The following is a 14,020-nucleotide window of genomic DNA, read 5'->3' as shown; positions in this document are numbered from 1 at the left end:
GCCGCATCAGGCCATCACGTCGCGGCAGGCGCGGTATAAATCCTTCCAGCCGTCGCGCTCCTTGACGACGGTCTCGAGGTATTCGAGCATCGCCACGCGGTCCTGCAGCGGGTCCTTGACGATGGCGCCGACGATGCCGGCCGCGAGGTCGGCGCCGCGCAGCACGCCGTCGCCGAAGTGCGCGGCCAGCGACAGGCCGTGCGTGACGACGGAAATCGCCTCGGCCGTGCTCATGCTGGCGCTGGGGACCTTGAGCTTGGTCTTGCCGTCGCTCGTCACGCCGTCGCGCAGTTCGCGGAACACGGTGACGATGCGCCGGATCTCTTCCAGCGCCGGCGTCTCGGCCGGCAGTTCGAGCGCGCGGCCGATGCTGGCCACGCGCGACTCGACGATGCGCACTTCTTCGTCGGCCGTGCGCGGCGGCGGCAGCACGACGGTGTTGAAGCGGCGTTTGAGGGCGCTCGACAGCTCGTTGACGCCGCGGTCGCGGTCGTTCGCCGTGGCGACGATATTGAAACCCTTCTCGGCGAGCACCTCGTCGTCCAGTTCCGCGATCGGCAGCACCTTCTCGGACAGGATCGAGATCAGGCCGTCCTGCACCTCGCCCGGCATGCGCGTGAGTTCTTCGATGCGGGCGATCCGTCCGGTGCGCATGGCGCGCATCACGGGACTCGGGACGATGGCTTCCTGCGACGGCCCCTTGGCCAGCAGCTGCGCGTAATTCCAGCCGTAGCGCACCGCCTCCTCGCTGGTGCCGGCCGTGCCCTGCACGACGAGCGTGGAGTCGCCGCTGATCGCCGCTGCCAGGTGTTCGGACACCCAGGATTTCGCCGTGCCCGGCACGCCCAGCAGCAGCAGGGCGCGGTCGGTGGCGAGCGTGGCGACGGCGATCTCGATCACGCGCGGATTGCCGATGTATTTCGCGCTGATCGTCACGCCTTTGTCCAACTGGCCGCCGAGCAGGTACATGGAGACGGCCCACGGCGACATCTTCCAGCGGGGCGGGCGCTGGCGCGTGTCGAATGCGATCAGCGCGTCCAGCTCGTCGGCGTACTGCTGCTCGGCGTGCTGGCGGAGGACGGAAGAGGTGGCGGTCATGCTGTCTCCTGGAATGAAAGGGTCATCTCGTGGCGCAGGCGCACGAGATCGAGGAATTCGTCGATGGCGCTTTGCCACTGGGTCTCCGGGTGCCGCGCGGGTTCGCACGCGGCGGCCGTGGCCGGGTCGAGCACGAGCGCGAGACTGGACAACAACTGGCGCACGAGCCACGGGTGACCCGTGTCGGCGAGCGCGGGCAGCGCCGACTGCAGGCGCCGCAGCGCGCGCCGGCTCAACGGCGCGGGCCACGTGTCCGCTGAACCGGCGGCGAGGCGCGCCAGCAGCCGCACGCGGGCCCCGTCGGCGATCCAGCGGTCGGGCAGCGCGTCGAACAGGGCGCTGGAGGTGCCGTCCGCGTCCTGGGAAAAGCGGGCGGCGGCGAGGTCGAACAGGCCGTCGGGAACGGCCTCGCGCAGGGCCGGCTCGGCACCCAGCCACCACGCGGTCAGCTCGCGCAGCCAGGCCAGCGCGCCGGGCGAGGGATCGTCTTGCGCATGGCGCTGCACGGCCAGCGCCCAGCCGCGCACGAACACGGTGGCGAATTCGCCGTGCTCGGCGAGGGCGAGGCAGGCGCGCGGCCCGCGGTCGACATGCCGCGTCCAGACTTGCGGATCGACGGCGGCCAGCATGTCGACGACCCACCCGGCTTTTTCGCCCAGGCCGTGATGGGCACCGATGCCGATGCCGTCGCGCCGCATGGCCGCGTCGAGCGCTGCCGGCAGGGTCAGTTCGATGCGGGCGGCGCGCAGCAACGGGCGCTCGAACCGCAGCAGCGGCAGCAGGCGATCGAGCATGCGCTGCGCGAACCGCGATCCGGGCAGGCGTGCGAGCAGGCGTTGCGCCGCGGCGCGCACTTCCTTGCGGCGGTCGTCGAGCGCGGCGTCGAGGAACGCGTCGTCGTCCGGGCCCAGGCCATTGGCCAGCGCCGCCAGCAGGGCCGCGCGCTGTTCCGGCGGCTCGCTGCTCCACGCCGCGGCGAGGGCGGCGCGCGCCGCGGCGGGATCGCGCGCGCGCCAGGCGCGCAGTGCGGCGATGCGTTGTTCCGGCGTGCCGGTGTCCCACAGCGATGCGTCCGTATTCGCCTCGGCGGCGGCCCACGACCACGCCGGTTGCAGGCGCGCGAGCCAGCGTCCCCGTTCGCCCAGCACGGGCAGCAGCGCGGCACGCAGCGTGGGTTGGCGCGTGGCGGCATCGAGCAGCTTGGGCAGGATGTGTGCGGGCAAGCAGCCGCCATGGCGGCGCAGCAGGTGCAGCCACTCGGCCTCCAGGCCGGCCGGATGCAGGCCGCGCAGGAGTCCGGCCAGGACGGCCTGCGCACGGAGCGGGCAGGGACGCAGCGTGTCGGGCGCGGCGGCCGGCGCCGGCATCGGCGCAGGCTGGCCGGGCGCCACGAAGCCGCTGCGCTCCCACAGGTCGAGCGCGCCGAGCGACAGCCACAATGCCGCTTCGGGCGCCGCGGCGGTATCGCGGGGCAGCAGCGCATCGAGCGGCGCGGCCAGGGTGGCGGGCGCGCGGCCGGCTCTGGCCGTCCCGATTTTCAGGAGCTGCTGCAGCTGGCGGGCATCGTCGCTCATCGGTGCCTCGTCATGTCATGAAGTCGCTGTCGATGTTGTACAGGCGGCCCTCGTGCCAGACGCTCAGCGGCAGCAGCATGCGGCCATCCCACTCGCCGCATACCGTGAGCGGATGGCCGCCGCTCAACGCCAGCAGGTGCAGCGGATGGCGAAACGTGGGATGCAGGGCGATGCGGCGGCCCTGCGCATCGCGGACGGCGCCGTGGTCCGCGTGGTCCGGCACGAGGCCGCCCAGCAGCACGGGATGGCGCTCGAGGAACGGCTGGGCGGCGAGGGCGTCCGCATAGGTGCCCAGCAGGCCGTCAAGGTCACAGGGTTCGACGCCGGTGGCGAGAGGCCGGGCGGCGTCCTGCCTGCGGATCTGGGCGCGCAGCGGGTAGGCGCTCGGATAGAAGCACAGGTCGCCGTCGAATTCGGTGCCGGGCGCGAGCTGCTGTTCGAAGCCGTGCATGCCGACCGCGTACTGGAGATGCAGGGCCCAGCGCGCGTGGCCGGCGCCGTGGAGCCACGTCGCACGCACGCGCAGGCGCTCGTCGTCGAACGTGCACTGGGCCAGCACGCGCCAGCGGTCCGCCACGGGGCGTTGGCGCAGCACGTCGTCCTGGCCCATCGTCCAGCCGAGCAGCGCGCGCACGTCGGCCTGCAGCGCGGGCGCCAGCTGGTCGATGCGCTGCCACGCCTGGGTCAGCAGATAGAGCGACGCCAGTTCGTGCGCGACGAGGCACTCGGCATTGCGCAGGCCCGACTGGTACAACATGCTGCCGGCACGGCGCAAACGGCGCGCGAGCGGCGCCGCCTGGGCGTCGGCCATGCGCGCGGCGATCGCATCCCAGAAGCCCTGGCCGCGCGAGCGCACGGACGCGAGACCCTCGCGCGCCAGGTCGTGCAGCCACGTCTGCAGTTCCAGCAGGCCGGCGCCGACCTTGTCTTCGCGCTTTTCTTCGCGCTTGCGCGCCTGGGCCGCGGCCGCCATCGCGGCGTCAGGACCCGGTTCGGTCATCGGCGCGGCTTTCTTTTCCTGGCGTACCTGCCGGCCCTGCAGCCAGTCGCGCACCCAGGCCGGCTGCTCGATCTGTCCGAACAGCGCGGGTTCGGCCGTGCGCAACAGATACAGGCCGAGGCCGTGCTTGCAGGGGAATTTGCGGCTGGGGCAGGTGCATTTGAAGGTGGGGCCGCCGAGGTCGATCTGGGTGCGATACGGTGCCTTGCCGCTGCCCTGGCATTCGCCCCACAGCGCGGCATCGCTCCCGCCGAGATTCGACCAGTTCCGCGGCGCCGCCAGCTGGCTGCCGGCCCTGGCCGAAGCGGGATCGGGTGCGAGAGCCAGGATCTGGTTGGCGTCGAGAGTCACCGGTGTCCTTCGGGCGAATTGATATGATTTCTAGCTCGGTCGGGATAATACTCGACGATTATTGCCTAAACGTCAACTGAAATGACCGATGAGGAAAAGTGGCGATCGCGCAACGGCTCTTGCGCGCGGGAGCGTCCGTTGTTATAGTGCGCATCCTGTTTTGCAGCGCATGAAACGAGTCGGAAACGACGGCGCGACAAGACAGACGAGGGGTTGACGAGTTAAGCGAAGCACGGCATAATCTCACTTCTCTGCTGCTGACGAACAAAACGATTCGCAGATGCAGCAAGGCAGTACCGAATACAGTTCTTTAACAATCAACAGTCGATAAGTGTGGGCGTTTGATGAGGTGCCAGCATCCTTTTGGGTGCTGAATGCTTAAATTATCAAATGTTCACACAAAAGAAATACGTTGCTCAGCAATGAGTAACGGTCAGTATTTTGAGTGAGCGACATGCTGCGAAAGCAGCAAAAACAGAGATTAAACTGAAGAGTTTGATCCTGGCTCAGATTGAACGCTGGCGGCATGCTTTACACATGCAAGTCGAACGGCAGCGCGGGGCAACCTGGCGGCGAGTGGCGAACGGGTGAGTAATATATCGGAACGTACCCAAGAGTGGGGGATAACGTAGCGAAAGTTACGCTAATACCGCATACGATCCAAGGATGAAAGTGGGGGACCTTCGGGCCTCATGCTCCTGGAGCGGCCGATATCTGATTAGCTAGTTGGTGAGGTAAAGGCTCACCAAGGCGACGATCAGTAGCTGGTCTGAGAGGACGACCAGCCACACTGGGACTGAGACACGGCCCAGACTCCTACGGGAGGCAGCAGTGGGGAATTTTGGACAATGGGCGCAAGCCTGATCCAGCAATGCCGCGTGAGTGAAGAAGGCCTTCGGGTTGTAAAGCTCTTTTGTCAGGGAAGAAACGGTTCTGGATAATACCTGGAGCTAATGACGGTACCTGAAGAATAAGCACCGGCTAACTACGTGCCAGCAGCCGCGGTAATACGTAGGGTGCAAGCGTTAATCGGAATTACTGGGCGTAAAGCGTGCGCAGGCGGTTTTGTAAGTCTGTCGTGAAAGCCCCGGGCTTAACCTGGGAATTGCGATGGAGACTGCAAGGCTTGAATCTGGCAGAGGGGGGTAGAATTCCACGTGTAGCAGTGAAATGCGTAGAGATGTGGAGGAACACCGATGGCGAAGGCAGCCCCCTGGGTCAAGATTGACGCTCATGCACGAAAGCGTGGGGAGCAAACAGGATTAGATACCCTGGTAGTCCACGCCCTAAACGATGTCTACTAGTTGTCGGGTCTTAATTGACTTGGTAACGCAGCTAACGCGTGAAGTAGACCGCCTGGGGAGTACGGTCGCAAGATTAAAACTCAAAGGAATTGACGGGGACCCGCACAAGCGGTGGATGATGTGGATTAATTCGATGCAACGCGAAAAACCTTACCTACCCTTGACATGTCAGGAACCTCCGAGAGATTGGAGGGTGCCCGAAAGGGAGCCTGAACACAGGTGCTGCATGGCTGTCGTCAGCTCGTGTCGTGAGATGTTGGGTTAAGTCCCGCAACGAGCGCAACCCTTGTCATTAGTTGCTACGAAAGGGCACTCTAATGAGACTGCCGGTGACAAACCGGAGGAAGGTGGGGATGACGTCAAGTCCTCATGGCCCTTATGGGTAGGGCTTCACACGTCATACAATGGTACATACAGAGGGCCGCCAACCCGCGAGGGGGAGCTAATCCCAGAAAGTGTATCGTAGTCCGGATCGCAGTCTGCAACTCGACTGCGTGAAGTTGGAATCGCTAGTAATCGCGGATCAGCATGTCGCGGTGAATACGTTCCCGGGTCTTGTACACACCGCCCGTCACACCATGGGAGCGGGTTTTACCAGAAGTAGGTAGCTTAACCGCAAGGAGGGCGCTTACCACGGTAGGATTCGTGACTGGGGTGAAGTCGTAACAAGGTAGCCGTATCGGAAGGTGCGGCTGGATCACCTCCTTTCTAGAGTGGCACTACGAGCGCAAGCTCGATCATCAAGCGTCCACGCTTATCGACTGTTCAAAGTTAAACGAGAAGAGTTTTCGGGGCTGTAGCTCAGCTGGTTAGAGCACCGTGTTGATAACGCGGGGGTCGTTGGTTCGAGTCCAACCAGCCCTACCAGGCATCACGCGGTTCGTAATTCCCTGGGGGATTAGCTCAGCTGGGAGAGCACCTGCTTTGCAAGCAGGGGGTCGTCGGTTCGATCCCGTCATCCTCCACCAACTCTTGTTCACTGCATTTATGTAAGGCGCAAAGCTTTAGATAAGTGTAGTTCTCGTTCTTTAACAATCTGGAAGAAGTAAAGTTTTCTTTAAGCGTGTAGTTGATCCAACGATCAAATGCACACTTAGGGTAGTAATCTGTATGTATCAACAAACAAAGTAAGCTGAACTCTTGTCGATATGACGTTCCCTGATACTCATACAGGGGCCAACGTTATAGGGACAAGTGAATAAGTGCACATGGTGGATGCCTTGGCGATTACAGGCGATGAAGGACGTAGTAGCTTGCGATAAGCTGCGGGGAGTGAGCAAACACACTTTGATCCGCAGATTTCCGAATGGGGAAACCCGGCCTTTTAGGTCATCGCATACTGAATACATAGGTATGCGAAGCGAACGCGGCGAACTGAAACATCTAAGTAGCTGCAGGAAAAGAAATCAACCGAGATTCCCAAAGTAGTGGCGAGCGAAATGGGAAGAGCCTTGTACGTGATAGTCGGACTGATAGTGGAACAGCCTGGAAATGCTGGCCATAGAGGGTGATAGCCCCTTACACGAAATCAGACCGGTGGTACTAAGCGTACGACAAGTAGGGCGGGACACGAGAAATCCTGTCTGAATATGGGGGGACCATCCTCCAAGGCTAAATACTCGTAATCGACCGATAGTGAACCAGTACCGTGAGGGAAAGGCGAAAAGAACCCCGGGAGGGGAGTGAAATAGATCCTGAAACCGTGTGCATACAAACAGTCGGAGCCTCTTCGTGGGGTGACGGCGTACCTTTTGTATAATGGGTCAGCGACTTACATTCAGTGGCGAGGTTAACCGAATAGGGGAGCCGTAGAGAAATCGAGTCCGAACAGGGCGACAGTCGCTGGGTGTAGACCCGAAACCAGGTGATCTACCCATGGCCAGGATGAAGGTGCGGTAACACGCCCTGGAGGTCCGAACCCACTAATGTTGAAAAATTAGGGGATGAGCTGTGGGTAGGGGTGAAAGGCTAAACAAACCTGGAAATAGCTGGTTCTCTCCGAAAACTATTTAGGTAGTGCCTCAAGTATCACCACCGGGGGTAGAGCACTGTTATGGCTAGGGGGTCATTGCGACTTACCAAACCATTGCAAACTCCGAATACCGGTGAGTGCGAGCTTGGGAGACAGACGTCGGGTGCTAACGTCCGGCGTCAAGAGGGAAACAACCCAGACCGCCAGCTAAGGTCCCAAAGATTGGCTAAGTGGAAAACGAAGTGGGAAGGCTAAAACAGTCAGGATGTTGGCTTAGAAGCAGCCATCATTTAAAGAAAGCGTAATAGCTCACTGATCGAGTCGTCCTGCGCGGAAGATGTAACGGGGCTAAGCCAGTCACCGAAGCTGCGGATATGTGCTTGCACATATGGTAGGAGAGCGTTCCGTAAGCCTGAGAAGGTGTCTTGTAAAGGATGCTGGAGGTATCGGAAGTGCGAATGCTGACATGAGTAGCGATAAAGAGGGTGAAAAGCCCTCTCGCCGAAAGCCCAAGGTTTCCTGTTCAACGTTCATCGGAGCAGGGTGAGTCGGCCCCTAAGGCGAGGCAGAGATGCGTAGCTGATGGGAAGCAGGTTAATATTCCTGCACCGTCGTATGATGCGATGGGGGGACGGATCGCGGAAGGTTGTCCAACTGTTGGAATAGTTGGTTTTTGACTCATAGAAGGCGCTTAGGCAAATCCGGGCGCGTAATTCAAGGGGTCGAGACGGGTGTCCTTGCGACACGAAGCAATCGGAAGTGGTTCCAAGAAAAGCCTCTAAGCTTCAGTCATACGAGACCGTACCGCAAACCGACACAGGTGGGCGAGATGAGTATTCTAAGGCGCTTGAGAGAACTCGGGAGAAGGAACTCGGCAAATTGGTACCGTAACTTCGGGATAAGGTACGCCCCGGTAGCTTGACTGCTTTACTGCAGGAGGGTGAAAGGGTTGCAATAAACTGGTGGCTGCGACTGTTTAATAAAAACACAGCACTCTGCAAACACGAAAGTGGACGTATAGGGTGTGACGCCTGCCCGGTGCTGGAAGATTAAATGATGGGGTGCAAGCTCTTGATTGAAGTCCCAGTAAACGGCGGCCGTAACTATAACGGTCCTAAGGTAGCGAAATTCCTTGTCGGGTAAGTTCCGACCTGCACGAATGGCGTAACGATGGCCACACTGTCTCCTCCCGAGACTCAGCGAAGTTGAAATGTTTGTGATGATGCAATCTACCCGCGGCTAGACGGAAAGACCCCATGAACCTTTACTGTAGCTTTGCATTGGACTTTGAACCAATCTGTGTAGGATAGGTGGGAGGCTTTGAAGCGGGGACGCCAGTTCTCGTGGAGCCAACCTTGAAATACCACCCTGGTTCGTTTGAGGTTCTAACCTTGGCCCGTAATCCGGGTCGGGGACAGTGCATGGTAGGCAGTTTGACTGGGGCGGTCTCCTCCTAAAGTGTAACGGAGGAGTTCGAAGGTACGCTAGGTACGGTCGGACATCGTGCTAATAGTGCAATGGCATAAGCGTGCTTAACTGCGAGACCGACAAGTCGAGCAGGTACGAAAGTAGGACATAGTGATCCGGTGGTTCTGTATGGAAGGGCCATCGCTCAACGGATAAAAGGTACTCTGGGGATAACAGGCTGATTCCTCCCAAGAGTTCATATCGACGGGGGAGTTTGGCACCTCGATGTCGGCTCATCACATCCTGGGGCTGTAGCCGGTCCCAAGGGTATGGCTGTTCGCCATTTAAAGTGGTACGTGAGCTGGGTTTAAAACGTCGTGAGACAGTTTGGTCCCTATCTGCCGTGGGCGTTGGAAATTTGAAGGGGGCTGCTCCTAGTACGAGAGGACCGGAGTGGACGAACCTCTGGTGTACCGGTTGTCACGCCAGTGGCATTGCCGGGTAGCTAAGTTCGGAAGAGATAACCGCTGAAAGCATCTAAGCGGGAAACTCGCCTTGAGATGAGATTTCCCGGAGCCTTGAGCTCCTTGAAGGGTCGTTCGAGACCAGGACGTTGATAGGTCGGGTGTGGAAGTGCAGTAATGCATTAAGCTAACCGATACTAATTGCCCGTACGGCTTGTCCCTATAACCTTGGCAGTCATTGCCAATGCAAGGGTTCAGCTGTTTGTTGACACAACAGATTAAGAAACTACTTCTTCCAGATTCAGGGTAGCGTCCACATGGACGATACCCGTACAAGTTATGCCTGATGACCATAGCAAGTCGGTACCACCCCTTCCCATCCCGAACAGGACCGTGAAACGACTTTGCGCCGATGATAGTGCTGCAACCAGTGTGAAAGTAGGTTATCGTCAGGCTAGTTATATGCAGAAGCCCGCTCAATCAGATTGAGCGGGCTTTTTGCTTTTCGGGCTCTCCAAATCGACCGGAGGCGTCCGGCGCGTTACCCCACGATCTGTCGGACAGCGGCATCAATAACCAGATGACGCCGCTGCCCAACCGGACGATTCGAAGCAGCCGATAGACTGCTTCTACGGTCGAGCCAGGCCGATCAGGGCTTGAAGTTCCCGTCGTTGCGCGTGATGGTCGAGCTGCAGGTCGCCGGCGTGCTGAATTCGCGATTGCCCGACGCCGTCGCCTGGTTGCTTTCCCACGTCGCCGTCGACCCGTTCCACTTCACGTACTTGTACTGGAGCGCGGTATTCGGCGGCAAGGTCACCGTCCCGGTCCACGGCACGTTCGCGCCGCTGCCCTGGATCGTCAACGCAAAGCCGCTCGCGGGCGCCCACGACCCGAGCGCGGTCACATTGCCGACCACGTACAGGTTCTGGCCGACGACCGTGTTCGCATTCGCGATCGTGAAGCTGACCGCGCAATTCGTCGTCGCGCCCGGCGTCGTCACCGGCAAGGCGGCACTCGCCGCGGACGCATTTGCCGCCGCATCGAACGCCTGGACCGTGTACGAATACGCCGTGCTGGCGGCCACGCTGGTGTCCGTGTAAGCGGTGCCGGACACGCTGGCCACCTGCGTGCCGTTGCGGAAGACGGTGTAGCTGGTCACGCCCACATTGTCCGTCGCGGCGTCCCACGCGAGGGCGACCGAATTGGCGGCGACGGCCGTGGTGCGCAGGTTGGCGGGCGACGTCGGCGCCGTCGTATCGGGCGTGCACGGACTCGCGCCGGTCGTGATCGCGCCGTTGTTCACGGCCGATATCCCGGTGCCGAGGGCGTAGTTGGCGCCGCCATGGTTATCCCAGGTGCCCGCATTGTTGTTGAAGGCGGCCTGCATGCCGGTCGCACTGCCCAGGTTGACGATGGACGACATCCACCCGCTGCACGCCGCCTGCATGGCCACGCCGGGCGCCGTCGTCCACGTACCGCCGGTCGGCGCGTAGTGGATGTTCGCCGTGCTCCAGCCCGAGGGCAGGTGGTAGTACACGTTGGCGACGTTGCCGGCGGCCGTCGTGACCGAGCGCGCGCCCGATGCGCTCGACGCGTTCCCCGCCGCGTCCTTCGCGACGATGGTGTACACATAGGTCGACGAGGGCGACAGGCCGCTGTCCGTGAAGCCGGTCGACGCGCTGGCGCCGGCCTGCGCGCCGTTGCGGTAGACGACGTATTGCGTCACGCCGTAGTTATCCGTCGATGCGGTCCAGGTGAGTGCCACGGACGTCGGCGTCACCGTGCCGGCGACCGGCTGGCCAGGGGCCGTGGGCGCTGCGGTATCGGCCGGTTTCGTGGTGATGCTCGTGACGGCCGACTGCGCCGACGCATTGGCCGCCGCATCCTGCGCCGTGACGCTGTACGAATAGAGGGTCGACGGCGTGAGGCCGCTGTCCGTGTAGGTCGTCGCCGCGGTGGTGGCGACGGCGGTGCCGTTGCGGTACACCGTGTAGCCGGTCACGCCGACGTTGTCCGTCGATGCCGGCCAGGCCAGCGTCACCGAGCGGTCCGTCAGCTGCGAAGCGACGATCGTGCCGGGCGTGCTGGGTGCTTCCTTGTCGACGACGAGGAACGGATACACGCCCGCGACCTTGCCGTTGACGTCTTCGACGAAGCCGGAGCCCGTGGACGACGGAGAATACGTGCCGGCGCCGACGAAGACCTGCTGGATGTCGCTGCGGGTCACGTTGCCGCGGCTGTCCGTCATCTCGACGTAGTAATCGAGCAGCTGGTTGCGGAAGCCCGACAGGTAGGTGTAATACAGGTCGCCGATCTCCTCGGCGGGCAGGACCGCCAGCGTGTCGCGCGTGCCGGGAACCCAGTCGACGCCGTTGATGGCCGGCTGCAGGTCGCGCATCTTCATCGGGAAGCTCTGCCAGGCGCCCACGCTCGATGGCGTGATCGACAGGCCGGGCGTCGCCGCCAGCGCGGCCGGATCGTAGACCTTATAGGTGTCGTCGTTCGCATCGATGTTGTTCGATGCGTGCACGCGCACCTTCACGACGGCGCTCGTGATGCCGGAAACGTCGTAGCCATACGTGTACACGGCGAAGTCGTTGCTGTAGTGCTGGACGGTCCAGCCCTCGGCCTTGGACGCGTTCACGGAACCGGGATTGTACGGATAGCGTTGCGGCCACCAGACCGACGGGCCGGTGCGGTCGTCCGCCGCATGCGCCTGCACATAGGGCTTCGAGAACGCCAGCGAATTGTTGAAGGCCAGCGTCGGCTTGACGTCGTCGTCCTTGTTCTCGTCGTAGTAGCCGAAGCCGGAGTCCATCGCCGGCAGCAGGAAATACCAGCCCAGCTCCGCCGGGTTCGCGCCGCCGGCGTAGTCCTTGGCGGCGTCGCCCTTGACGGGGAAGGACATCATCCACGGGTTCAGCTGGTTGCCGGTGTAGGTCACCTGCTTGTCCGCGGCGGTGGTGGGCGACCAGTAGTTCGGATGGCCGTCGAGCCAGATCTGCTCCGCCGTCTTCGCGTAGTTGAGCGCCGCCTGCAGCAATGCGAAATTACGCTCCAGGTAGTGCCAGCCATATTCGAATGACACCGTCGCGCCTTCCTGCACGCCTTTCAGATTGGTCTTGGGCGCGAGGTTCATGCCGGTGACGCGATTGAAGTCGGCGAACTGGCCCTTCCAGATCAGGAACGGCAAATGCCAGTGATACCAGGTCGGGTCGGACGACGAGTCGCGCGTGTCGACCCACGAACCGTCCTGCACGTGCTGCACGTCGCTCGCGGGAATCGGATTCGCGCGCAGGTATTCGTCGATGCCGAGGCAGTAGCCGTTGCCGGAACAGGTGGTGTTGTAGCCCGCCTGCCAGGTCGACAGCGAGCCGGCGCGGCCGCTCGAATTGTCGCCGTCGTGCGCGATGACGTAGAACTGGCGTGGTTCGAGCGCGGCGTACGGTGCGATCTCGTCGACCGTCGTCGCGCCCTCCCAGCCTTCCAGCCACGAACCGTTCTGGCTGACCGGCACGCCGGCGAGCTTGGTCACGGCGCCGGTGGCGGGATCGACGTGGCGCACCCAGTGCGGCGTCGACGCGAACGGGAATTTGTTCACGATGACCTGCTGCTCGTGCGCCATCTGCGCGGCCACCCAGCTGCCGGTCGCGGACGTGTTGCGCAAGTCGGCGCGGTTGGGTGGCGACGTCAGCGTGTCGCCGGTCGCGTCGTAGGTCGCGTACGGATAATCCTTCAGGGTGCGCGAATAATGATTGTTGCCCAGGACCGACCACTGGACGCCGAGCTTGGCCAGGGTCGGGATCAGGCGCTCGGAAAAACCCAGCTCCGTCGGGAAGTAACCCTTCGACGAGACGAAGTTCCCGCCCAGGAAATAGGATTGCGCGAGGGTCGCGTTCTGGAACAGCAGGTCCTTCAAAAAGTAGTCGGCGCCGACCAGTGGCCCCATCGAGTGGTGGCCCGTGAAGTGGATTGCGTCCAGCGTGCGGAAGTTGTTCTGGGTGTGCAGCGCGCCCGCGGTGTTCGACCAGGACTGGCCCCACGACGGGTTGCTGTAGCCTGGCACGTTCTGCAGCGTCTCCAGGCTTTGCACGTTGTTGACGACGGCGCCGGACATCGTCACGTGCACCTGCCCGCGGCCGCCGGACCACGACTGCAGCTCGTTCGCGACCTGCATCGGCCAGTACTGGTACGCGCCCGTCTTGGCGTCCGGCGTGTAGTAGGACACCAGATCGTCGTGCGGCATGATGCCGCCGCCCAGCGCGGCCGGCAGGTAGTAGCGGTAGCCGGAAGGCGGATTGTTCTTGAGGTTGATGACGTCGCCGTCATACGTGTACCGGACCGGCGCGCCGACCGGGGTGGCATCGTATTTCGCCCCGACGTCGACCGCGTAGAACGGCCAGAAATTCGGCATGTGGTTGTGGTACACGTGGGCCGCGGGAATGGGGCCGGCGTGCGCCGCGGGCAACAGGGACGCAACGAGGCTGGCCACGCAGAGCGCGGCCGGGGTCTTCCGGAAATGCATGTGGTTCTCCTTCGGATCGCGCTTGCAGGAAAAGGCGGCGAGCCCCAAGCGCCCCGGGCACCGCCTGCCGGACAGGACTTGTCAGGTAGCGGGATCGCCGGCCGCGCGGGCGCTGGATGGAGAGAAGGCGGGAGGCCGTACGATTGCGACGGCCTTGTGGATGCGGCAGAGTACCATGATCTCCCCTCGTGCCCGGATGGGCTTTAGTATTTTTACTACTTATGAGGGGAAATATACGGTTTTATGGCTTTCAAGTAAACTATTTAACGTAGTTAAATTACATAAGCGCGCACTTGCGCGGCGCTGATTATCGCCGGCATTGATT

4 protein-coding genes, 2 tRNA genes and 3 rRNA genes are annotated in these 14,020 nt (G+C 62.1%); 5 read left to right on the top strand and 4 right to left on the bottom strand.

Annotated features, from left to right (window positions below):
• Positions 1 to 6 precede the first annotated feature (6 nt).
• The 3 genes from ACEN9Q_RS24010 to ACEN9Q_RS24000 are packed head-to-tail and all read right to left on the bottom strand — an operon-like array spanning position 7 to position 4,023.
• A complete protein-coding gene (locus tag ACEN9Q_RS24010; protein ID WP_495626286.1) occupies positions 7 to 1,098 on the bottom strand; it encodes an ATP-binding protein in 1,092 nt (363 codons plus the stop codon).
• Positions 1,095 to 2,672: a DUF5691 domain-containing protein gene (locus ACEN9Q_RS24005; RefSeq protein WP_495626285.1), complete on the bottom strand. Its 1,578-nt coding sequence runs from the start codon at positions 2,670 to 2,672 to the stop codon at positions 1,095 to 1,097. Before ACEN9Q_RS24005 ends, ACEN9Q_RS24010 begins: the two co-directional genes overlap by 4 nt.
• A 10-nt stretch (positions 2,673 to 2,682) precedes the next feature.
• On the bottom strand, positions 2,683 to 4,023 hold the full coding sequence (locus ACEN9Q_RS24000; RefSeq protein WP_495626284.1) for an SWIM zinc finger family protein: 1,341 nt from the start codon (positions 4,021 to 4,023) through the stop codon (positions 2,683 to 2,685).
• 483 nt (positions 4,024 to 4,506) lie between these two features.
• Between ACEN9Q_RS24000 and ACEN9Q_RS23995 the strand changes: the two genes are divergently transcribed.
• The 5 genes from ACEN9Q_RS23995 to rrf all read left to right on the top strand — a co-directional run bounded on the left by ACEN9Q_RS23995 (position 4,507) and on the right by rrf (position 9,625).
• Positions 4,507 to 6,035: ribosomal RNA gene (locus ACEN9Q_RS23995) — 16S ribosomal RNA — on the top strand.
• 82 nt (positions 6,036 to 6,117) lie between these two features.
• Positions 6,118 to 6,194, top strand: a tRNA-Ile gene (locus ACEN9Q_RS23990).
• 25 nt (positions 6,195 to 6,219) lie between these two features.
• A tRNA-Ala gene (locus ACEN9Q_RS23985) sits at positions 6,220 to 6,295 on the top strand.
• Positions 6,296 to 6,515: 220 nt separating this feature from the next.
• Positions 6,516 to 9,392 (top strand): 23S ribosomal RNA (locus ACEN9Q_RS23980).
• A gap of 120 nt (positions 9,393 to 9,512) precedes the next feature.
• A 5S ribosomal RNA gene (rrf, locus tag ACEN9Q_RS23975) occupies positions 9,513 to 9,625 on the top strand.
• The 16S, 23S and 5S rRNA genes sit together here with 2 tRNA genes alongside, the layout of an rRNA operon.
• A 194-nt stretch (positions 9,626 to 9,819) precedes the next feature.
• Here the strand turns inward: rrf and ACEN9Q_RS23970 are convergent.
• Entirely contained in the window at positions 9,820 to 13,695 is a 3,876-nt protein-coding gene (locus ACEN9Q_RS23970; RefSeq protein ID WP_495626283.1) for a carbohydrate binding domain-containing protein, read from the bottom strand.
• Positions 13,696 to 14,020 lie beyond the last annotated feature (325 nt).

It is taken from the genome of Massilia sp. Masssp93 (assembly GCF_059491295.1).
Note: the sequence above shows the minus strand (reverse complement) of the source record. Positions and strands in the feature narration are given on the sequence as shown.